Origin of the sequence: Phocaeicola sp. RTP21198st1_B8_RTP21198_201120, assembly GCF_040929485.1 — a bacterium.
Classification (GTDB): Bacteria; Bacteroidota; Bacteroidia; order Bacteroidales; family Bacteroidaceae; genus Phocaeicola; species Phocaeicola dorei.
On the sequence record NZ_JBCOCI010000239.1, the window covers coordinates 1 to 1,870 of the forward strand.

The following is a 1,870-nucleotide window of genomic DNA, read 5'->3' on the forward strand; positions in this document are numbered from 1 at the left end:
CAATGTCAAAGAAGGTGAGAAAGCATTACGATGTCCCGGAGCCAACTTTGCAGAATGTATAACAGCCCCACCAAAATCGGCATAATATTTATTGCGGAAGTTATATCCCAACTGCATGCCCAAATTTACATTGCTTGTCTTATGATATTCTCCTGAATAACTTTGTTGATAACCAGAGGCTATTAACATGGCAGCCAAATGATGATCATCATTAAAAGTGTTTTCGTAATCGAACTGGCCGGAGAATAAAACAGTCTGGTTATCCGAACTGCCGCTGATATTCTGCACACCGGACTTCTTGTCCTCATTGTATTTTGTCAAACCGACAATAATATCTTTCCCGCCATTATTAGACCAGGTAGGCGCATATGTGGCATAGCTGTTATTATAAGAAGTAATATAAGCAGTAGAGTAATCTACAGAAAACCGAGTATGAAAAGAGAGTCCTTTCAACACCTTGTCCAAACCAATGTTCACTCCCGCATCAAACTGGAACGAACGATCTGTTGCTTTACTATAACCTGAAGCATAATAATCGCCAAATACATTTGTCATATCAGATTGTGTTCCTGCCAAAAAGTATTTTCCATCAACTATATTATTGCTATTCGCCACCAAATCCCATGCACTGGCTGCATTTGCATCAATATAACTCAACGGAATCAACGGAGAAATACGATTGGGACGCAATGTAGATGCCGCACTCCAATAATAAGACCCATTGGCACTACGACGTGAATAGAAAGATACTTTAGCATTCACATAAGCTGTAATAAAGTCATTCAATGTCAAATCTACGTTACCGCGAATATTTAAACCATTGGTCCCATTATGCTTCGCTTCACCGATTTTGAAAACGTCATTGGAACGAAGATAATTTATATTCGTATAAAAATGGGCACGATGATTGCCACCCGAAATTTCGGCTGTAACATCCGAACGATTATATGCCTTCTTGATATAGTCCGACGAATACATATTCACATTAGCATAACGATAAGGATTCTCACCGGATCCATAATGGTAAATATCCTCCGCACTATAGAGAGCACCGAGCCCGTCATTGGCACGTGCTTCATTATAAAGAGTCATGTATTCGGCCGAACCTAAATATTCGGGGTAACTCTTTGCGACATAAAACCCTGTATTGGCGCGTACATCTACTTGAAGATCCGTACTCTTACCTCTTTTAGTTGTAATCATAATTACTCCTTTAGCCGCACGACTTCCATAGAGCACCACAGCTTGCGCACCTTTCAAAAAGGTTATTTGGCTGATTTCCGTAGGAGAAATATAATCAATATTGCGAGGTACCCCGTCCACCAATATCAGCTTTTCATCCATTCCCCACAATGAGTTACCATTATAACCACCGACATATCCCTGCATATCGGTCAAGCTCCATGTATTGTAATTTTTCTTCGTCAATTCCTCTACATTTACTACTGAGGCACCTCCTAATAAATTGTTCTGAGAAACCTTTCGGAAAGCCACCTGCACCAACGAATCGTTTTGCAGCGAACTTGCATTATCCCCTGCCAACTCTTGTGCACCGGCAGAAATAACAACCGGAAAAACAAGCACTGCACTGAGAATGAATCTTCTATATATATGTTTCATTGTTTATTCATTTATAATTATACATTCAGTAACCATAAGAGATTACCATCCCGGATTCTGCGGGAATTCAGCATACAGATACACGTCATTATCCAATAAGGGGAACCAGTAATGCTTCGTTCCAAATACCCGTTTCAAAATAGTCTCCTCACGGAAGTTTCTCACTTCTGCCTCTGCCGGATCATTATTCTTATAAAAGTCTTCATTCTCTACACGTTCGAATTCTTGTGAAGTCTTAATAGTATAGGGC

At 40.1% G+C, this 1,870-nt stretch carries 1 protein-coding gene and 1 pseudogene; both read right to left on the minus strand.

Annotated elements, in window-relative coordinates:
• Positions 1-1,620, minus strand: a 1,620-nt coding sequence (locus AB5935_RS24980; protein WP_368327755.1) for a TonB-dependent receptor plug domain-containing protein, incomplete at its 3' end; no start/stop codon positions are given.
• Between the two features lie 42 nt (positions 1,621-1,662).
• Positions 1,663-1,870 (minus strand): annotated as a pseudogene (locus AB5935_RS24985) (RagB/SusD family nutrient uptake outer membrane protein); the annotation flags it as partial.